Source organism: Capnocytophaga granulosa ATCC 51502 (genome assembly GCF_000411115.1).
Taxonomy (GTDB): Bacteria; Bacteroidota; Bacteroidia; order Flavobacteriales; family Flavobacteriaceae; genus Capnocytophaga; species Capnocytophaga granulosa.
The window spans coordinates 26685-46526 of the sequence record NZ_KE150260.1 but is presented as its reverse complement, the minus strand read 5'-3'; the positions used below and the strand labels follow the sequence as shown (position 1 = coordinate 46526).

General features: G+C 38.0%; 25 protein-coding genes. 14 read left to right on the top strand and 11 right to left on the bottom strand.

Annotated elements, in window-relative coordinates; all coding sequences use genetic code 11:
• Positions 1–11 precede the first annotated feature (11 nt).
• From HMPREF9331_RS12265 to HMPREF9331_RS12205, 13 genes are all read left to right on the top strand, one after another.
• Positions 12–566: a hypothetical protein gene (locus tag HMPREF9331_RS12265; protein WP_016421211.1), complete on the top strand. Its 555-nt coding sequence runs from the start codon at positions 12–14 to the stop codon at positions 564–566.
• 95 nt (positions 567–661) lie between these two features.
• On the top strand, positions 662–1450 hold the full coding sequence (locus HMPREF9331_RS12260) for an FtsZ/tubulin family protein (RefSeq protein ID WP_016421210.1): 789 nt from the start codon (positions 662–664) through the stop codon (positions 1448–1450).
• Between the two features lie 18 nt (positions 1451–1468).
• Positions 1469–2035, top strand: a complete 567-nt coding sequence (locus HMPREF9331_RS12255; protein WP_016421209.1) for an FtsZ/tubulin family protein — start codon at positions 1469–1471, stop codon at positions 2033–2035.
• 58 nt (positions 2036–2093) lie between these two features.
• Positions 2094–2264 (top strand): hypothetical protein, encoded by a 171-nt coding sequence (locus tag HMPREF9331_RS13035; RefSeq protein ID WP_016421208.1) that lies wholly within the window; start codon positions 2094–2096, stop codon positions 2262–2264.
• A gap of 680 nt (positions 2265–2944) precedes the next feature.
• Positions 2945–3115 (top strand): hypothetical protein, encoded by a 171-nt coding sequence (locus HMPREF9331_RS12250; RefSeq protein WP_169450073.1) that lies wholly within the window; start codon positions 2945–2947, stop codon positions 3113–3115.
• 54 nt (positions 3116–3169) lie between these two features.
• Complete coding sequence (locus HMPREF9331_RS12245) at positions 3170–3394, top strand: hypothetical protein (protein ID WP_016421206.1); 225 nt, start codon at positions 3170–3172, stop codon at positions 3392–3394.
• Between the two features lie 25 nt (positions 3395–3419).
• Positions 3420–4277, top strand: coding sequence for a FliH/SctL family protein (locus HMPREF9331_RS12240; RefSeq protein WP_016421205.1), 858 nt, complete (start codon positions 3420–3422; stop codon positions 4275–4277).
• A gap of 19 nt (positions 4278–4296) precedes the next feature.
• Entirely contained in the window at positions 4297–5235 is a 939-nt protein-coding gene (locus HMPREF9331_RS12235; protein ID WP_016421204.1) for a hypothetical protein, read from the top strand.
• A gap of 31 nt (positions 5236–5266) precedes the next feature.
• Positions 5267–5623, top strand: coding sequence for a hypothetical protein (locus HMPREF9331_RS12230; protein WP_016421203.1), 357 nt, complete (start codon positions 5267–5269; stop codon positions 5621–5623).
• Position 5624: 1 nt separating this feature from the next.
• Positions 5625–7064, top strand: a complete 1440-nt coding sequence (locus HMPREF9331_RS12225) for an ATP-binding protein (RefSeq protein ID WP_016421202.1) — start codon at positions 5625–5627, stop codon at positions 7062–7064.
• Positions 7061–7375, top strand: coding sequence for a hypothetical protein (locus HMPREF9331_RS12220; RefSeq protein ID WP_016421201.1), 315 nt, complete (start codon positions 7061–7063; stop codon positions 7373–7375). The genes HMPREF9331_RS12225 and HMPREF9331_RS12220 overlap by 4 nt, the downstream gene beginning before the upstream one ends.
• A gap of 782 nt (positions 7376–8157) precedes the next feature.
• A complete protein-coding gene (locus tag HMPREF9331_RS12650) occupies positions 8158–8847 on the top strand; it encodes a formylglycine-generating enzyme family protein (RefSeq protein WP_016421197.1) in 690 nt (229 codons plus the stop codon).
• Between the two features lie 118 nt (positions 8848–8965).
• Positions 8966–9421 carry a 5' nucleotidase, NT5C type gene (locus HMPREF9331_RS12205; RefSeq protein ID WP_016421196.1) on the top strand — a complete coding sequence of 152 codons (456 nt, stop codon included), beginning with the start codon at positions 8966–8968 and terminating at the stop codon, positions 9419–9421.
• Here HMPREF9331_RS12205 and HMPREF9331_RS12200 read toward each other — a convergent pair.
• The 11 genes from HMPREF9331_RS12200 to HMPREF9331_RS12150 all read right to left on the bottom strand — a co-directional run bounded on the left by HMPREF9331_RS12200 (position 9413) and on the right by HMPREF9331_RS12150 (position 18229).
• Entirely contained in the window at positions 9413–10099 is a 687-nt protein-coding gene (locus HMPREF9331_RS12200; RefSeq protein ID WP_016421195.1) for a response regulator transcription factor, read from the bottom strand. The genes HMPREF9331_RS12205 and HMPREF9331_RS12200 overlap by 9 nt on opposite strands.
• Complete coding sequence (locus HMPREF9331_RS12195; protein ID WP_016421194.1) at positions 10069–10518, bottom strand: acyl-CoA thioesterase; 450 nt, start codon at positions 10516–10518, stop codon at positions 10069–10071. The genes HMPREF9331_RS12200 and HMPREF9331_RS12195 overlap by 31 nt, the downstream gene beginning before the upstream one ends.
• Entirely contained in the window at positions 10493–11767 is a 1275-nt protein-coding gene (locus HMPREF9331_RS12190; RefSeq protein WP_016421193.1) for an ABC transporter permease, read from the bottom strand. The genes HMPREF9331_RS12195 and HMPREF9331_RS12190 overlap by 26 nt, the downstream gene beginning before the upstream one ends.
• Complete coding sequence (locus HMPREF9331_RS12185; RefSeq protein WP_016421192.1) at positions 11760–12509, bottom strand: ABC transporter ATP-binding protein; 750 nt, start codon at positions 12507–12509, stop codon at positions 11760–11762. Before HMPREF9331_RS12185 ends, HMPREF9331_RS12190 begins: the two co-directional genes overlap by 8 nt.
• Positions 12506–12904 (bottom strand): flexirubin biosynthesis protein DarG, encoded by a 399-nt coding sequence (gene DarG / locus HMPREF9331_RS12180; protein WP_009641279.1) that lies wholly within the window; start codon positions 12902–12904, stop codon positions 12506–12508. The genes HMPREF9331_RS12185 and DarG overlap by 4 nt, the downstream gene beginning before the upstream one ends.
• Positions 12904–13341, bottom strand: coding sequence for a hotdog family protein (locus HMPREF9331_RS12175; protein WP_016421191.1), 438 nt, complete (start codon positions 13339–13341; stop codon positions 12904–12906). Before HMPREF9331_RS12175 ends, DarG begins: the two co-directional genes overlap by 1 nt.
• Positions 13342–13343: 2 nt before the next feature.
• The gene (locus HMPREF9331_RS12170) at positions 13344–14273 is read right to left on the bottom strand and encodes a M48 family metallopeptidase (protein WP_016421190.1); all 930 of its coding nucleotides are present in this window, start codon (positions 14271–14273) and stop codon (positions 13344–13346) included.
• A 67-nt stretch (positions 14274–14340) separates the two neighbouring features.
• Entirely contained in the window at positions 14341–15081 is a 741-nt protein-coding gene (locus tag HMPREF9331_RS12645) for a coiled-coil domain-containing protein (protein ID WP_016421189.1), read from the bottom strand.
• Positions 15082–15119: 38 nt separating this feature from the next.
• On the bottom strand, positions 15120–15686 hold the full coding sequence (locus tag HMPREF9331_RS12160) for a LemA family protein (protein ID WP_016421188.1): 567 nt from the start codon (positions 15684–15686) through the stop codon (positions 15120–15122).
• Positions 15687–15879: 193 nt separating this feature from the next.
• Complete coding sequence (gene feoB, locus HMPREF9331_RS12155) at positions 15880–17991, bottom strand: ferrous iron transport protein B (RefSeq protein WP_016421187.1); 2112 nt, start codon at positions 17989–17991, stop codon at positions 15880–15882.
• Positions 17984–18229: a FeoA family protein gene (locus HMPREF9331_RS12150; RefSeq protein WP_016421186.1), complete on the bottom strand. Its 246-nt coding sequence runs from the start codon at positions 18227–18229 to the stop codon at positions 17984–17986. The genes feoB and HMPREF9331_RS12150 overlap by 8 nt, the downstream gene beginning before the upstream one ends.
• Positions 18230–18328: 99 nt before the next feature.
• Between HMPREF9331_RS12150 and HMPREF9331_RS12145 the strand changes: the two genes are divergently transcribed.
• Positions 18329–19795, top strand: a complete 1467-nt coding sequence (locus tag HMPREF9331_RS12145) for a DMT family transporter (RefSeq protein WP_016421185.1) — start codon at positions 18329–18331, stop codon at positions 19793–19795.
• Positions 19796–19842 lie beyond the last annotated feature (47 nt).

The window sequence follows — 19842 nt, the reverse complement described above, 5'->3', positions numbered from 1 at the left end:
AATAACTCACCATGGAAGAAGAAAGCCCTTTTATTAATTGGGTCATCGAAGAACTATACAAGGAAGAAGACCTAAAAGAAGAACTCGCTGAGTATGATACTTATTTTGGAACCCTTAGGGGAAAAGACTTTAGGGAGTCGGAGATATACAAAAGATATCTCTCTAAGTTCGATACCCTTCCTTTTGTTTGTCATGATGCTTCTGGGTATGGAGATGTTTTCGATTGGGACTTGCTATACCGATTAATCTTTGCTTCTAACTCTATAGAATACTATTTCAAAATAGAGTTACAGAACAGCCAGCAACTCATAGACTTACATATGATCGTAAAGGGTAGTGAGGAGGGACAGATGGTAGATAGAACCTTATTCGAATTGTGGCTTTTTCAGATCTTTGATCTCCACTATGTATTCCTTAGCGAGCAAATAAGATTCTTTGTTGACAGCATAGCAGAAGAAGATGAACAGGAGTTTGTGCTTTCTCAGTCGATGAAGGATAGAATAGCACATTTTCAACTACTTAGGGATAAGGTACTTATAGAGCTTGAGCTTTACGAGTTGGTATAGAGGAGCATACGAACTCATACAAAATACCTCAAAAATTCGCTTTATATTTGTACTGTTATTAGAAGCTATGTATAACTTTAAAAATAATTTTTATTATGAAGACTAAGAAATCAACCCCCATTAAGGTTGTTGGCTTCGGGAAGAAGAGTGCTGAAGCCATAACCTTTATAGAAAAAGAAAATACTCTTAAAGGCGCAGACTATGTGTTCTTAGATAAGGAGAGAGCGTATACAGAGGAGCAAATAGGAACCATCTTAGAAGACGAAACAGAGCTGGTATTCTTTGTTACTTATGCGAATGAAATTATCACAGAATCTGTAACTATAACCCAGTTATGTAAGGAGCTGGGGATTGCCACTATAGGTGTTCTTATCTCAGAAAAGCAGAAGGCTACCCAATCAGAAGAATTGAAGTCATTCCGCCAATCCTTAGATGGTATATATGTTGTAAAAGAAGAGGATTCCTATCCGAGGGTACTTTCTATCATCGACAATTGTATCAGCTATTTCTCTGATGATTATAATCAATTTCGAGATGTAATAGAGAACCCAAGAAAAGGTTTTGTAACCCATGTAGCATCAGGGAAAGGCAGTGCGAAGTCCCGTGCTCAACAAGCTATTACCACTGCACTGACCTCTGCAAAAGTGTCTATAAAAGCTTCTGCACTTCCTATAAAGAGTCTTAGGGAGGCCCAGTCGCTTGTTGTACGTGTCTTCTCTAGTGGCAGGAAGAAGGCTGGCAAAGAAGAAATAGTAGAAATAGCAGAGTCTATACGGAAAGAGATTCCTATTGACTGTCCAACGGCTGTTTCTATTGAAGACCAAACAAAACCATTATTAGGAAATAGCCTTGTGGTTGTACTACTCATCACTGTAAAGAAGTAATTTAAAAATATCTGAATTATGACAAATAATACATCGCCTATCAAAGAGTTGGAAAAATATCAATCTGACTACGAAAAAAGAGCAAAAGCAATTGAAGCTATCTCTCAGGAAATCACTCTTATAGGAGTAGGCGGGGGAGGAGTTAATTTTTTAGCAAATGCAAAGCAAAAGCTAAGAGCTTCCTATACCTTTCTCGAATACAATCTTTCTCAAACACCTAACATAGAAGAAATGCTACTTGGTGTAAAGCGTTTATTCCTTTATACTTCATTAGGAGGGCAGACTGGCTCAAAGATTACACCACTTATAGCAAAAGCAGCACATTCAATGGGTATTCCTACCTATGTGGTAGTAGCTTTCCCCGCTACCTATGAGGGGGGATATAGAAAAAATATAGCACAGATTGCCTTAGATGAGTTGAGAACTTGTGCTATAGACCACTTAGAAGTTGTATATCAAGATGACCTGAAGACTTTCTTTGGGAAATATCCTCTACGACATTACTTTGAGGCATTAGATGACTATATTCTTTGGAATCACATGAATCCTTTGATAGATGAATATATAAAAGAACAGATAAATTAACAACTCAAGTGTCAGCTATGATTTTGGGCAACCTACTGATGATCCCAATCCTAAAGATATGGAACTATTCATTATCTTAGGCAAAGGCCAGCAACAGGGTAGGGGCTTACATGAACTGAACTTTTATGAGGCAGAAGAAATCTTTGACTTCCTGATAATAGAACAGTTTATGGCTTCTATTAATTTAGCAGAAGAACAAGCACACGGCTTAGAGGCTGCACAACTATAGTCTCCTTATGACAACAGTGCTATGAAGCTTTCCAAGAGAAAATACAAAAAGTTACTTTTAACACTTGAATTTAAGAATAAATAAGGCCTTTGATCTTATAATAATCCGTGAAATCCGTAGGAGATTTTTGTTATGTTGAACTCACATTAATTAAATCAATAAAAGATAGAGAAATAAAGCAGAAGACTGTCCGAAAAAGTCTTGTTTTTAGGGGGGAGAATTGTCTTATACACTCCATTATTGCAGACTTTTTCCTATGAAAAACTAAAAATATCTGATTATCAATAAAATAGAATTTATAAAATACTCAATATGAGCAAATTTTATATTTCAAAAAGCAGTATTTTAGGATTTTGGGCAGTCTCTTCTTAATTTTCTATAAATGTTAAAAAAAATATTTAGTAAAAAAGTTGTATAATAAAAGAAAAAGACGTATATTTGCAGGGAGTTTTTATATTTATTAAATCTAAGTGAGGGTTTAATTTTGTAAAAGAGTAATCTATGAAGTGTTTTTCGAGATCAGTTTTTTTTATTAGGGCTGTTTTTTTATAATGTCTTGTGTTAGTTCAACAAAATTAGTAAGTAAGGACGATTATATCAGAAATAAAAAATTACCTAATGTTTCTATCCTGATGAGATCTAGTGACAATGAGTTTTCTTATGTTGATACGACTAATAATATGGGATTTTTTGCCAAAGCAATAATAGAAGGGCTTAAAGGATATGCTGATGCAGGGGATGTGAATCATATCATTTCACTTCGAGAGTTGGTGGATTATATAAAAAAGTGCTACCACAACGAACTCGTAACTGTCAATACTGCCGTAACCAACAAACATCACAGATATTGAATGAAGGGAAAAGTTTTAATACAAAATTGTCTAATTATTAAATACTAAAAAAATATGTTTACAGTACAAGTAATAGAAAGTAGTACAGGAAAACCTGCTTACTACAAGAGAGTAGGGGTCATTTTTAGTGGATTCTTTAGAGGAATGACTCAAGACAAATACACCGACAAGGATGGTGAAGTTCATTTTACAGAAGATAATGGGGAGGGGGCTATCTATGTGCAGGGTAAGAAAGTCTATGAAGGTAGGATAGAAGGAAGAAAAGTGATTTATATATGAGAGTGTTTATGTAAAAGAAAATATTATGCCAAAATATGAAGTAGAATATAGATCTAGGTATGTTACATATGATGGAAATGGAGATGTTTATGCAAAAGGAGAATGGGTTATTGATTATGAAACAATAGATACATATGAACATATGTCTAGAGAATCATTAAGATCTTATATTGTTAAAGAATGGAATTTATATGGGCAAGATGTAGAAATTCTTAATGTGGATGTTTCTTCTGGTAGGTATGAAAAGGAACTTGAGCAAGAGCAAAAATATTATCAAGAGAAAGAAGAAAAAGAGAGAAGACGACAAGAATTAATAAGAGAGTATTATGAGGAGCAGCGGTTAGATCAATTAAATGAAAAATTAGATCGATTAAATGAAAGATATGAAGATGTTCAAAATGAAGGATATGATGAAGGATATGATGAGGGATATAATGAAGGATATGATGAGGGATATAATGAGGGATATGATAAAGGATATAATGAAGGTCGAGATAATAACAGAGAACAAAATCAAGAATATAAAAAAGATTATGATAAAAATAGAATAGAACTAAAATTCATAGCTTTAAATGAGTTGAATAATGTAAAAGGAATGGTTTTTTTTAATAAGTATAATTGGTTTTATGGAGCTGATTTATCTAATAAGTTGTGGCTGAATCTTGATAATTGGACAATCTATAGCGATAGAGGACAAACAGCACATATTACAGAATGGAAAGTAAATCAAAACGCTCATTCTATGGTTTTAGGACAAGCTGGAGGGGACAACTATCAAAAAATAGATCTAGCTTTTGTAATATCTATGTTAGGTCAATTAATGAGTCATAATGATTTGGTTAATTATTTAGAGCAATTACGAAAAGAATTTATTAATAAATGAAATGTTATAATAAAGAAATATGGAAAAAGGACATAAGCAAAAACAAGAACAAGAACAAGAGGAAGTACAAGTTCAACTTCAGTTTTTGGATAATGGAGTGCATAGACTATTAATAGCATTAGAAAGATTAGAAGTTTTTCTATCTATAAAAGAAGGAACCAAAATAGAAAAGTATACTGCGATGAAAACGCATCGAGATAAACATGATGATACAACAATAATTCCTACAGAAACTTCTTATTATAAAGAGATATACCTTCAAATTTTAAGTCTCTCTATACAAGGACATTTTCCAAAATTTCCAAAATTAGCAGATAGTTCAATGAAGTATTTTCTGAATGATATTTTAGAATGGTATAGTCTTCGTGAAAATTTTATAGCAAATGATATAGAGCGTTTTGCTATACCTATATTGGCTTCTTTGACGGATAAGACATTAAAACCTATAGAACTTTCAGAGTTGATATATAAATATGTAAGAAATTTAGATAGTGATCTACACCATTCAACAAAGGAAGAAAAACAAAAAGTTATTCAAGAAGGAATGATTGCTTATATAAAGGCAACCAATTATGTAGAAGAGGAATTGAGAAAATTTGAAGAAGGGAATATACAAGTGACTTTAACCTCACATGCTAGAGGGAAGGCTGAAAATGGCTATAAACATCTTTTAAGATCATTTGCCATATTATATCCTGAAGATAGTATTCCTATTTTATTACTGGAAAAAATAATAAAGAATTTGCATCCTGATATTTTAAAAAAGGAAATTAATAAAGTAGAAAAAGCAAAAGAAATAGAAAAAGAGATAGAGAAGGAACCTGAAGATAATGAAGAAGATATTAAAGAAATAGAAGATAAATATAGAGAAATAAACGATAAATCTAAGGAGATAGAGGAGGAATCCAAGTATATAGAGGAAGAATCTAAGGAAACAAGAGGCTTTAAAGAAAAATAATGAAAGAAACCAATGAGAAAAGAAGAAAAAAATGAGTTTACAAAGTTTTGAAAGTGAAGGTTACTCTTATTTTGAGCTACATATAGCTTGTCCTGTTTGTAAGGAAAGAGGAATAACAACTCCTCAAACTGGTTGGATACATGCACATAATAATTGTGGGGGTACCATTTATGTAGGAGAGAATGCCTATTATTGTTGTGAAAGATGTAGGCATAAAGATCATGTAAAGGAATGGAAATACCAATGTCCTTCTCATTCTACCTCAGATAATGAATATTTAGGAGTAGGAGATATGGCAACACTAGCAGAGGTAATGTCTTGTGCTGGACAAATGGTTTCTGAGATTGGAATTGAGTGGCTAATCAAGTTTATGCAAAATTTGGGGTAACATGTGGGAAAAAGAACAAAAAAGAACAAAGTATAAGTTAGTACAAATTCCTATCATAGGACACGAAAGGTTTGAAAGAACAATACAAGGAGCATTTATTTCTAATGCAAATTATGAAATATTGGCTAAAAATTTAGAGCTACCTCCCAATGATGTGCTTTATGCAAGACTGGAATGTAAGGAACTCTTGAGTAAATTCGTAATATATGCTCAAATAGATAGATTAGCAAAGGATTTAGAGGGTGATGATGAGAATATTTATTTGCATAAAGATTTTCTAGGAAAAAATTTTTTGGATAATGGGAAATTATCAGTAGAAATCACTTCTTTTAAGATAGAACAGCTTCCTTATGCAGAGAAAGTAGTGATACAGTTACCTGAAAAAGAAGTAGAACTATGGTCAGAAGAAGAAATAAAGCATGCATTGTCAGTTTTACCTCACAAAAATAAGTTTGTGGAGTTAGGAAAACAAGTAAATCTTTTGCCTAGGACTAAGAGTAAAGTAAATGGAATAGTAGAAAAAATATCGCCAGAAAGAGAATCCTTGTTTGAAAATCTCTATAGAGTAGATTCTTCTACAGAATTTATTCTAAAAGGGCTTCCTGAAAAGAGACAAAAAGTATTGGAATTTGAAAAGATAGGCGGTTTGAATGAGACACTTGTACGTCTAAGAGAGATTATACAATTACCTTTGAACTATCCTTCTCTTTTTGAAAAGTTTGATATGAAACCCTATAGGGGATTGTTGTTATATGGGCCTCCTGGAAATGGTAAAACATTAATAGCAAAGGAATTGGCTAAATCGTTGGGAGGAAAATTCTTTCAGATAGAAGGCGCTGAGCTGATGTCAAAATATGTTAGTGTAGGGGAAAAAGAACTGCGCAAAGTTTTTGAAGATGCAGAAATGACGGGTAATGCGGTTATTTTTATTGATGAGTTGGATGCTATAGCAATAGACAGGTCTGATACTAGTGAAGGGTATGAAGTAAGATATGTAACTACACTATTGACTTTAATGGATGGAATGAAGAATAAGAAAAGTAATATTTTGGTTATTGGAGCAACCAACCGCTTGGGAGCTATAGATAAGGCATTGCGGAGACCAGGGCGGTTTGATTTAGAGTTTGAAATACCACTACCTAATGCCCAAAAAAGATATGAAATATTTAAGTTGTACTGCAAGTTATCAAATGAATGTATAGAAGAAGGCATAACTGAGGAATATTTAAAAGAACTTTGCAAGAATGCGGAAGGTTTCTCAGGAGCAGATATGGCAGGTGTTTATAGAGAGGCTTCTATGAATGCAATCAGGGATAACCTGATCGTAGAGCCCAATGGTAAAACAGCTATTAAAAAGGTAGTGAGTGAAATCAAAATAAAGAAAGAGCACTTAGAAAGCGCATTTAATAAATTTAGTTCATATAGTAATAGACAAAAATGAGTTATAAAATAGATTTGTATATAGCTTGTCCTATATGTGTGTCAAGTGGAAGAAATACAATAAGGCAATATTGGACTCATCATGGAGCATGTGGAGGTATCTTGTGCATTGATGAGAATGCTATCATAGAATGTAGAAAATGTCATAAAAAAGCACATATAAAGGATATGAGATTTATATGCCCTGATGATCTGCATCACTTTGGAAAAGCTAGTTCAGCAGGGCTTGCAGAGGCATTGTCTTGTTCTGCTCAAATGGTAAATGCCAGTGTTATGTCATGGTTCATTAGTGTTATCAAACATCTTGATTAAAAGGATACATTATGGGAAGTGCAATGTTTCCAGGTGAAGGAGAAGGGCCAAGCCAAACATTTATAGTAATATATTGGATTATTACTGTGATATGTGCTATTATATGGATACCTGAATATGGATGGTTTTGGGGGATTATAAGAGCTATTTTTTGGTATGTTATTTTTATATATCATCTAATTATGAAAATATTTTAATTGTTAAGTGTTATTTATAGTGTGAATTGATAGAGGATAAAAACACATATCGTTGGAATAGAGGAGGATAATTGTACGTTACACATAGGATAAAACAATCTTTTTGTAAAACTTGTTGTTTTTCCAAGAAGTTAGTGAATCATCTAAAGGTATTTGCTTATATCAATTACAGATACATCTGAAACTATATCATACTTTTTAAAACACTATGGCTTGTCTTATAGAAAATGGATTATTTGAATATGCAAATGAGAAAATATTCTCTAAAAGTAACTTGCTCGTCACTTACCTGATAGGAATCTATTCTTATGATCATAATCGCATATGACCCCCAAAAAGAAATGAGCAATGAATAGAATAAAGAACAGTTTATTTAAAATAAGAGAATTATATTCTCCTTTCAATTCTTCCTCCTCAGAAGAAGAAACTTCTGTACTAGGTATAGTTTTGATATTATAAATCTTATAATCGTTATAATATATGCATTATATGGGAGCCCAATTCAGGTTGGTTTTTGGGGGTACTAAAGGTGCTTTTTTGGCTTTTGTTTTACGTTATTATGCTTTTTAGATAAAAATATTAGAGATGAAAAAAGAATTATTTTTGTTTTTATTACTTTTTTTTGGTTGCAATTCACCACAAAAGGAAACTATATATACAGATATGATCCTAGTACAAGGAGGTTCTTTTTATAAAACAAATAATAATGGTATAGGAGAACAAATTGTAACTATAAGTAGTTTCTATATAGGTAGAAAAGAAGTGACACAAGAACTATGGATTGATATAATGGGGGGAAATCCTTCTTCTAATCAAGGTAATAAAAATTGGCCTGTTGAAAGTGTTTCTTATGAAGATATACAAGAGTTTATTAAGAAATTGAACGAAAGAACAGGACTTAATTATCGTCTTCCGACTAATGCTGAATGGGAATTTGTAGCTAAAGGGGGTGTTAATTCTCATGGATACTGGAATGTTAAAGAAAGGGAAGATTTTTGGAAAAATGAAAAATTGATATTACCTAATCCTAATGAAATAGGGGTTTATAATATGATAGAAGGTGTATCAGAATGGGTGTCAGATAAATATTCAGAAGATTATTATGAACGTGTTAATCCACAAGGTCCTAAAGTAACTTTTTGGTCTACAAAATATTGTTATAGAGGAAAATATGGAGAATCAGAAGGGACTAGGGTTTACCGAAGGACTCATTTTGGAGCTAAAGATGAGGCGTATCCTTGGTTAGGTTTTAGATTGGCTCTTTCAAAAGAATAGAAAAGATCAAAAAAGTCTATATAGAGAGAACTCTATCCTCCAATCTAAGTAGAACAAGATTTTTCACAAGGAGATAACTTGTCGGTGACATTTTTACTCTTATAAATAGCAGAAAATCATGAGAAAAATCCTTTATATAGACATGGATAATGTGCTGGTGGATTTTCCCACTGGGATTGCTGCTTTGTCCGACGAACTGAAAGAAGCCTATAAGGGCAATTATGATGAGACACCTGGTATTTTCTCTCTTATGCAGCCTATGAAGGGGGCGGTCGAGGCGGTCAATGCGTTGGCTGAGCACTATGATATTTATGTGCTTTCTACAGCACCTTGGCGTAATCCTTCTGCTTGGAGCGATAAATTGCAATGGATACAGAAATACTTTGGGAAAGAAGAAGATAGCCCCCTATATAAGCGATTGATACTCAGTCATCACAAAGACCTCAATCGGGGGGATTACCTTGTAGATGACCGTACTAAAAACGGAGCAGAGAACTTCCAAGGGGAGCTAATCCTTTTTGGCTCAGAAGCCTATCCTGATTGGGATCATGTGGTTAGAAGACTACTACACTAACCTATAGCCCACGCCCTTGACGGTCTTAATCCTTGTCTGACCGAGTTTGTCTCGGAGCTTTCCTATATGAACGTCAATGGTACGGCTGTGTGCTACGGCAGGGGCTGCCCAAATGTGAGTGGCTATTTCCTCACGGGAGAAAAGTCGGTTAGGGGCGGAGAGTAACAAGGAGAGTAGCTCATATTCTTTTTTTGTTAATACATATTGCCTATCGCCTTTAGTAAGGGTATAAGTCTCTTCATCCAAAGAGAAATCCCCATAGACCAAGGGCTGTTTCACCTCTTTGCGTTTCTGGAAACATAGCTTAACAAGCGCTTCAAGCTTATAGATAAAAAGCTTGGTTTTCAGTCGCTTGTATATAAAATCATCGGCTCCCGCCTCAAAGCCCGCAAGGAGCGCATAATCTTGGTTCTCTTCGGCCAATAGCACAATGACAGGACGGGTAGGCAGTTGCATTTGGCGCAATCGCTCGCATACTTCTACACCATCGGTGTCGGGTAGGAAGATATTCAGCAGTAATAGTTCGGGTGTCGTTCGCTTAATGATACGCAATGCCTGTGCTCCAGATATGGCGGTGAGCACCTCAAATCCAGCTTGTTGCAAGGTAGGTGCTATATATTCCAGCCACTGGGTATCGCTATCTATGATTAGGAGTGTGATAGGTGTTTCTCTTTCCATTGGGTATAAAAATCCGGATTATATAGGCAAAGGGTACCTTCTTTCAAGTGGGTAAATACCTGTACGGTCTCACCTGTACAGACTAACTCTTTTTGCTCATTGTAGATATAGTATTGGAAGACCAACTTGGCCGCAGAGGTATCCATATAGCGAGTCTCTACCTCCAAGAGTTCTCCGTAGCGCACCATTTTCTTATGTTTGCATACACTCTTTACAATAGGGGTAGCAAATCCATGGCGCTCTACCTCCAGATAGGAAATACCGTATTTCCTACCGAAAGCCTCCCGCCCCTCCTCAAAGTACTTGATATAGTTGCCATGCCATACAATGCCTAAGGGATCCGTCTCGCTAAAGCGTACCCTGAGTTGTACCGTTTCGCTTAAGGGGGTAGGTTTATAGATTTCTTTTTGCCTTGTCATATACTATAGAAATTACCATACAAAGAATAAAAAACAGCAGTAAAAGTCCCACTTTGCCTGCTATAGCTGAGAACTCACCTACTCTAAGAAGTACCTCATAGAAAGCCTGCAAACCCCAGTTCATAGGAGAGAGCTTAGCTATGGTTTGCATAAAGGGAGGCATTACAAAGACAGGAATCCATACCCCGCCGATAGCTGCCAAGATTACTGTAAGTGTTGCTCCCAGTGGTGCCGACTGTTCTTGGGTATGGCAGAGGGTTCCCAAAAGTACCCCTAAGCCAATGGCAGCCGTAGTGGAGGCCGTAGCTACAGCCAATAGTCCCCATACACGTCCGCCTATCTGCAAAGCTGGTAATCCCATAAGAGGGAAAAGATACAAACCCAGCAGAACCATAAGGACAAACTGTAGGATACCTATGGCTAAGAACACTAATATCTTGGCCATAAGCAACTCCCCATAAGAAAGAGGAGAGGTCAAAAGTCGTATATTTGTCCCTTGTGTCTTCTCTCTTACGATATTGGCCGAGAGTGGAATGGTGATAAAAAAGATAGCAAAGAGCGCCCATGCAGGCACATTGTGCTGTACCGAATTGGGCAGTTGAGCAGCAGGGGTAGGATTGATCTCCGCAAAAGTAACGAGACTTCCTTCTGTGGAGAAAGGCAGTTGTTTGCCTTCCCCTAATTCCTTTTCAAAGGCAGTGTAGATAGAACGATTTTCTACCTGATACATCATCTTATCTATATGGGTTTTGACCGTTTCCTTAAAGGAGAGTGGTAAGGTAGGATCAAAGTAGAGACGTATCTCCTTGGGTTCAAAAGGTTTGAGAGAATCTTCAATAGACGTCTCTTCCATAAAAGCACTCAGTATCCTATCTACCTTTTGCTTTACTTCACGCTCAAGGTCTTCGGAGAGGTGAGCGGGGAGCACAATGGCCATGGGGAATTTTCCTTCGCGTATCATACGCTTAGCCTTTGTCTCGCTAAGATCTCTGATAGCATCATCGGAGAGAACCGAAAAGAAACCACTCTCTTCCATGCTCTTGCGTATATGTGCTCCTACAGCCCCATAGTCATTGTCTACCAATAGCACGGCCGTTTTCTGCTCGGTGATATTGCGAAAAGCACCATCCTGCAAGAGGGTAACGGTAACAACTAAGACCAAGGGCATTACAAATAGGATAATAAGCCCTCCTAAGTCTCTGCTAATAAGCAGTATTTCCTTATAGATAGAAGTAACCAACTTATTCATAGGCTATATCTTGAGAAGTGAGACGAACGAACACCTCCTCCAAGTTTTGGACTTGGGTTTCAGCTATAAGGGTTTCAGGGGTGTTTTCACAGCGTAAGAGGCCTCTATCTAAGATAAGCACTCTGTGGCAAAAATCCTGTGCTTCTTGCATATGATGGGAGGTGTATAGCACAGACATACCCTGTCTATTAAGTTCTTTTAGGTAGTCTATGATGATAAGTTTGGAACTCACATCGACCCCTACGGTAGGTTCGTCCAAGAAAAGTACTTCAGGGGTGTGAAGAATCCCTGCCAAAAGGTTGATACGCCGCTTCATTCCTCCAGAGAAGTGTTTGATTTTCCTATCTGCTACCTCTAGAAGACCAACCCGCTCCAGTCCTTGAGTGACTCGCTCTTGTACTTGCTTGCCCTTAAGTCCATATAAGCTAGCAAAATAATGGAGATTTTCCCTTGCCGTAAGGGTAGGGTAGAGGGCATATTCCTGAGGTACAACCCCTATTTTATAGCGAATTTGTTGGGCTTGTCCTTTATAAGAGAGTCCACTTATAGTGAAGTTTCCAGCAGTAGGCTGAATCCCTCCCATAAGAATAGACATGAGAGTCGTTTTCCCTGCCCCATTGGTGCCCAAAACACCATAAATTTCTCCTTTCTGCACAGTAAAAGAGAGGTCTTTCAGGGCGAAATCCTCAGATTCTTTATATTTCTTATACAGATGGGTTACTTCTACTACTTTTTTCATCATATCGCTGAGAAGTTTTTAAGTTCTTCTACAGAAATTCCAAATATTTCAGCATATTTTCTCAAAGTCTTCTCTGACAAACGAGCAAATACTTTAGGTTTGGCATGTCTCTTGATAATCCATTGCCATCTGTTCATATAACTAGCTAAGGTAGCCCAATCCATACGTTCACGTATCATATAGTACACTATGGGGCTTTGCTTACCTGCTTGTATCTGAGTCTTAGCCTCTTGCATCTGCTCCTGTAAAAGGCCAAAAGAAGCCTCCAAGGCAATATTCTTCACCTCCCAACCTTCACTTAGGGCAGTGGTATATTTTCCCTGAGCATCTGTTACATAACAAAGCTCTTTCATGCCATCTAAAGCTCCTTTTTCTTGAGGGAGTTCGTTTTCTTTCATCAGTCGTTTTCTTTTATAAAAAGATTCATTTGAGCGGTTGCCAATAAGTGCTGCTGGTAATAGGCAGCACAATCCATCGCACAGATACTATACCCCTTATCATCATAACGAGAGAGCAGGGAGGCCTCGGTGCGAATGGTTTGGGTGACTTGCGGTAGGTCAAATATTTCAGCTTTCTTTATAGCGCTGATATAGCCTATGATTTTCTTAGAGCCTTCGTCATTTTTATCAAAAAAAAATTGTCCCACGATAGCGGAACAGGTTTGTGCCATATTCTCTATCAATCCCGATTCGGTGAAGTGTCCCTCATACAAGAAGATACAATCTTCCTTGATCTGAAAACAAGTAACAATACTTGTATCATTGATAAGAGTGATGGTATCGACCATTTGCATCGGGGGGCGATGGGGTAGGTATTTGAGGATAGAGGGGTGCATTGTCAATACTGTTCTAATACTTGGATACGCTTTTCAATAGGTGGGTGGGTGGCAAAAAGAGAGAAAAAGCCTTCAGCTTCGTAGTCAATAAAAAGTTCCTTTACCTCATCATTTCCCACTTCTTTTAGGGTAGAGTGTCCCGATATTTTTCTCAGCGCGCTGGCCAGTGCCATGGAATTATGAGTAAGCTCCACTGCTCCTGCATCGGCCATATACTCCCGTGAGCGAGAGAGCGCCAGCTTAAAAAGAATAGAAAGGAAATAGATAGCCCCTGCCACTAAAAGGATAATAAGCAAGAGCATGGCTCCGCCGCCCTTGTCATTCTTGCGATTGCGAGAGGAAAACATATTCCCCCCTCCGTTTAGGAGCATTCGCAAGGCCAAATCGGCTATAGTGGCAAAGATACCGACAAACACAATAGTTACTATCAGTAGGCGCACATCACGATTACGGATATGCGTCAGTTCATGGGCAATCACTCCTTCCAACTCCTCATCACTGAGGGTGTTAATGATCGCACGTGTTAGGGTAATGGCAAAAGTTTTTTCATTGATCCCTGAAGCAAAAGCATTCAGCGCATCACTCTCTATGATATAGAGCTTAGGCATGGGCATTCCTACCGACATACATAGGTTTTCCGTCAGGTTATACACCCGCTTGTTATTCCTACGCTCCAAAGGCTCCGAATGAGTTGCCATTTGGATCATCTGGGTATGGAAGAGGTAAGAGATAACAAACCATATACCCACTCCCGCCAGTACTATAGGAACTACTGAAAGGAATTGCATATTGGTTTGTTCTATATCTTGGTCAGAGAGCACATACAATACCACATATACCCCTACTAAAATAAGTAGCGGGAACGCCAAGAGAAACAATACAGACTTGGTATTATTTCTTGTTATTTGTTGTTGTATTCCGAGGTATTGCATTCCTTAACTAAAGTAAAAGATAAAAAGTAATGACAAGTAAAACCCATGCATAATAATTCCTATGGGACTATTTTGTAAAATATAACCCCAATATCATAAGCATCATAGAGATAAAGAAGCCTACTAACCATTTAATGATATTATTATTCATCTGTGTAAAGGCCTTATGGATATCTTCTTTTAGTTCAGAACGAAGTAGCGCTATTTCTTCCTTGAGTTCTGAACGAACCTGAGAGATTTCTGCATGAAGTTGTGCCACATGTACTTCCATGTCAGAACGGAGCTGCGCTATTTCTTCCTTGAGTTCAGAACGAACCTGAGAGATTTCTGCACGGAGCTGTGCTATTTCTTCCTTGAGTTCTGAACGAACTTGAGAGATTTCTGCACGGAGTTGTACTACATGTCCCTCCATATCTGTACGAACTTGAGATATTTCTGAACGAAGCTGTGCTATTTCTTCCTTGAGTTCCGAGCGAACTTGAGAGATTTCTGCACGGAGTTGTACTACATGTCCCTCCATATCTGCACGAACTTGAGAAATTTCTGCACGAAGCTGTACTACATGCCCTTCCATATCCATACGTAATAGCTTGATTTCTGTATGGAGTTTTACTAATTCTGCTGTAAGATCAGAGCGCTGTTGTGAGACTTCAGAACGAACTTGTGCCATGTCTATCCTTAGCTCTGTTTGCTCCTTCTTTATCTCTGTGAGGTCTGTAAGATGTGTTATATAGGAGGTCAGAAGCTCTGCTATTTCTATCCCAAATTTATCTCTGACAGCTTGGTATAATTCTGTAACGGTTGCCATAGTTTCTCTTTTTAACCTTTAACAAGGCATTGTATTACTTACGAAAAAGAAATTTCTGGTGCTTTATCCAATTGTTTGCGTTCCTCTTTTCCTAAGTCAAAGAATGGCTGAGGAGTCATGTGTTTAAAGCCTGCGACAATATTGGTAGGAATGGATTGGATTGCTGTATTGAGTTCCTTGGTAGTGGAGTTGAAATAACGACGTACAGAGGCCAATTTGTTCTCTATATCAGCAATTTCTTCCTGTAAATGCATAAAGTTGGTATTGGCTTTAAGTTCTGGATAGGCCTCTACTTGTATACTGAGAGCACGCATAGCTGAAGAGAGTTCTTTTTCAGCCTCAATTTTATCATTTACGGTAGTGGCACTGAGCGCCTGAGAGCGTGCCTGAGTTACGCGAGTGAGTACCTCTGCCTCGTGGTTCATATAACCCTTTACGGCAGCTACTAGCTGTGGAATTAGGTCATGGCGCTGCTTGAGCTGTACATCTATATCAGCAAAAGCATTCTCTCGGTTATTGGCCAAGGCGACCAATTTGTTATTGGCACTGATGTACCAAAGCACTACTACCACTACAAGGGCAATGACAATAATAAGTCCAGTCATGATAAGATGAATTTAAATTTCACGCAAAAGTAATCAAAAAAAACGAGTATTCCTACTTTTTTAATGCCAATCAATAGTTAAAATGAAGAGACGCTAAACCTTCTAAGACGCAATAAATTGCGTCTCTACCTGGGTGCAAGCCAATTTGTAGAAACGCAATTTATTTCATCTTAACTAATTAAACTTTTGTTTATCAACTCAAGAGCTGATAAGCAGCAAAAGCCGAAAGATACGCAAAGCCTGTCATGAAAACCCATTGCAAAATCGCCCATTTCCAGCTATTGGTTTCCTTGCGTACGATGGCAAAGGTACTGATACACTGCATAGCGGAGGCAAAGAATAGTAGGATAGAGACCCCTGTGGCCAAATTAAAGACAGGGGTACCATCGGGACGCATTTCTTGTTGCAAACGAGCTACCACTGTACGTTGTTCAGCCTCGCCTTCTTCTACATCTACCTCACCCAAACTATAGATAGTGGCCAAGGTACTTACAAAGGTCTCTCGTGCGGCAAAGGAACCTAATACAGCTATACTGATCTTCCAGTCATAGCCTAAGGGACGGAACACAGGTTCTACAAACTTGCCCATATTCCCTAAAAGGGAGTTTTCGGTACGATAGCTTAAAAGGTAGTGTTCCTTCTCGTCCTCATCCCAACCATATTGGCTGGCCAGCTGCTCGGTATGTACTTCAGCATTGTGGTACTTCTCACTTAGCCCATGGGTCTGTAAGAACCAGATGAGCACCGTCATAAAGAATATAATCTTCCCTGCACTGAGGACGAAGGCCTTAGATTTATCATATACGGTTAGTAGCACATTTCGTGCCAAAGGTACTTTGTAGGTTGGCATCTCTACAATAAAGTGTGTTTGGAAAGCATTCTTCAGCACCAAGAACTTGCTCAAGAGCCAAGCGGAGAAGATGGCCATAAATACGCCAAACATATAGAGTAAGAAAAGCGCTACTGCCTGATTGTTAAAGAAGAAGTAATTTCCCTCTGGAATCACGAGCTTTATCATAATCAGATAGATAGGCAGTCTTGCAGAACAAGTAATAAAGGGAGTTACCAGAATAGCAATTAATCGCTCACGCCAGCTCTCAATAGTACGGGTAGCCATTACCGCTGGTATAGCGCAGGCAGCACCTGAGATTAGCGGAATAGTTCCCTTACCATTAAGCCCAAAGGGACGCATGATCCTATCCATAAGGAAAACCACTCTACTCATATAGCCGCTTTCCTCTAGTAGGGAGATAAAGAAAAAGAGCAGCGCTATCTGGGGAACAAAAGAAACTACGGCAGTAAGCCCTGGAATCACCCCATCTACCAGAAGGGAGGTGAGCGAGCCTTCGGGCAATACATTGCCGATCCAAGTGCCTACCCAGCCTAAGGCGCTTTCTATCCATCCTTTGGGGTATTCACTTACATAGAATATCATTTGGAAAATCAGCAGTAATATGGCCATAAAAATCACATAGCCCCATACCTTGTGCAAAAGAATTTTATCCAAAAGGGCACGAGTACCCACTGCTGTTACCTTATAAGTATCCTTGAGTGCATGGTTTATAGCCTGATAACGGAGAATGGTCTCCCGCTGCTGCATTTTCTTGATTTCGGCCTCGGTTTTTATATGCTCTTTTTGAATTTCTACCTTGCGCAGTGCCCCTATCACCTCAAAGTTTTGAGAGATGACCATCCAGAGTTTGCCTAATTCTTCATTGGGGAATTTCTCCTTGAGCGTTTTGAAATAAGTAGGGTCTATACGGTTGATATCTATAACCTTCTCCAAGGGGAGTTTCTTGTAATTGATAATCAACTCTTTCAACTCCTCTATCCCCATTTTCTGTCGAGTGCTCACAAGAGCTATGCGTGTATGGAGTGCGGCTTCCAAGGCGGGTATATCTATGGTGATACCACGAGGCTTCATCCGATCGGCCATATTGATTGCCAAGATCATAGGAATGCCAAAGTCCTTTATCTGGGTATAGAGATAGAGGTTTTGCTTGAGGTTCTCCACATCGGCCACCAGCACTACCACATCGGGAAAGTCTATATCATCTTTGTCCAAGAGACAACTGATGGCCACCTTCTCGTCCATAGAATTGGGATTGGTGCTATAGGTACCTGGTAGGTCGTATATTCGGGCATTGATCGTTTGGGAAAGCTTACAAAAGCCTACTTTCTTATCCACAGTAACCCCTGGGTAGTTCCCCACATGCTGGTTCATACCCGTTAGCAAGTTGAAGATAGAGGATTTTCCCACATTGGGGTTTCCTATCAGTGCTACTTTTATCTCATGCTTACTCATTGGAATCTGAATTAGAGAATTCTACTTCAATATATTGTGCCATCTCTCGGCGAATAGCCATATGAGTATCATTAATAATCAAATAGAGCGGGTCACCCAAAGGGGCTATCTCCACCAGTTCTATACTATTGCCGGGGAGACACCCCAGTTCCAACAGCTTCATAGGCAACTGTTCGGTAACTACTTCTTTGATCAGGCATTTATCCCCACGCTTAAGGTCATTGACAGTAAGAGTCATTTTTATTTATACTTAATTTAAGGAGGCAAAGATACTATTTTTTTCTTATATATGAAAAATTTTATTTACTTTTGTTCTGTATAAGAAAGACAAAAGCCTATGAAAAAATATCTTTTACGTTCGATAGTATTGGTGCAACTCACTTCGCTTGCTATCGTTGGCCTACTTGTTTTTATAACCCAATTTATCAACGATAAGGTCTATCTGTATGGGTACGAACCTGCTGAAGAATTCTTAAAAATCGTACTAGCTCCCTTTTATGTGCTTACCGATAACAGCCAGTATGGTAACTCTTTCTTCCTATTGTTACATTCGCTCTGCTATTTCTTGTTTTTCTCTATGGTAGTGGGAAATATCATAGGGGTTATTTGGTATCATATCAAGAAAAAAACACTCAAACCCTTGCCTTGGATGGAGGATTTCCTACTGGGGGAGGTTATTTTCATAGGTATATTGGTTGTCAATTATCTTATCATCTATCTGACGAATCATTTTTCCTTTGAAATAGAAAAAGATACCTCCTTACTTATGTTTTTAGCTGTCTTTGTGGGGTGTCTTCCCGTTTTTCTTTTAGGCAGATGGCTTTGGCGGCACGGTATTCGGCTATTGGGAGGTGTGGTTTTGGCCATTTGTGGTATCACCCTTGCCTTTGTATCGGGTATTAGTATCTATGCCTATCATAAACAGCCGAAAGAGCCGAATTTTGATGACTATTCCTATATCAATAAAGATTACGACCCTGAGCCAAGAGCGACCGACTCTTATGTATATTATGAAGAAGAAGAACCTATAGAAGAGAGTCCTGAAGAAGAGGATGAGCCTTGTATTACCTATCGTATTGAAGAAGAAACCAAAGGGACCTACAATCCGCTTGCTTTTAAGGCAGACCAAGAGGATTATATGGAATGGGATAAGCCTGAGGAGTTTTACAAGTGGGATTCTGACAAATTTGGTCGTGATTTCTTTACAAAATTATTCGATCAGGTGAAATCTGTACTTGGTTTAGAAGAAATCTCTCCTGAGATAGACCGTAGTAAAGAAAGCAAAGATGCTCATGGAAAAGACCTCTATAATTTCGTGACGGAACTCGGCAAAGACTCTTATATGCTCTCCTCTTTTTGGAAACATTTCGGTACTTTTACCCTAGAAAATATGGATCAAAATCAACTGCTCCGTTATAGTGCTAGAGCGCGTTACCTACTTAAGGTGTATTATCTGGATAAGAACAATATCTCTTTATACAAAGACATCTACCGAGTGATGGAGCAAACCGAGAAAGAAGAGCCTGCTTCAGGAGGTTATAGTGAGAAATGGATGCTAGAAAACCAACTAAGAGGACTGGTAAGGATATATACTCAGCACAACCTCTCTGAGGAACTCCGCCGAGATCTGAACAATAGTGATATAGAAGATACAGCAATACGCTGGGCATATTCCTTTTGGGCACGCCGATATAAGGAGAAAAACATCCCTATCACCCTGCGTATTCTCTTTGATGTCAATTCTTATGTAAAAGAAAAATATCCTGAAAAATATGATAGGGCAGCAGCTCAGTATATTTTTTAAAACACAACAAATGGCGTCTCTACATAAATAGAAACGCCATTTATTAT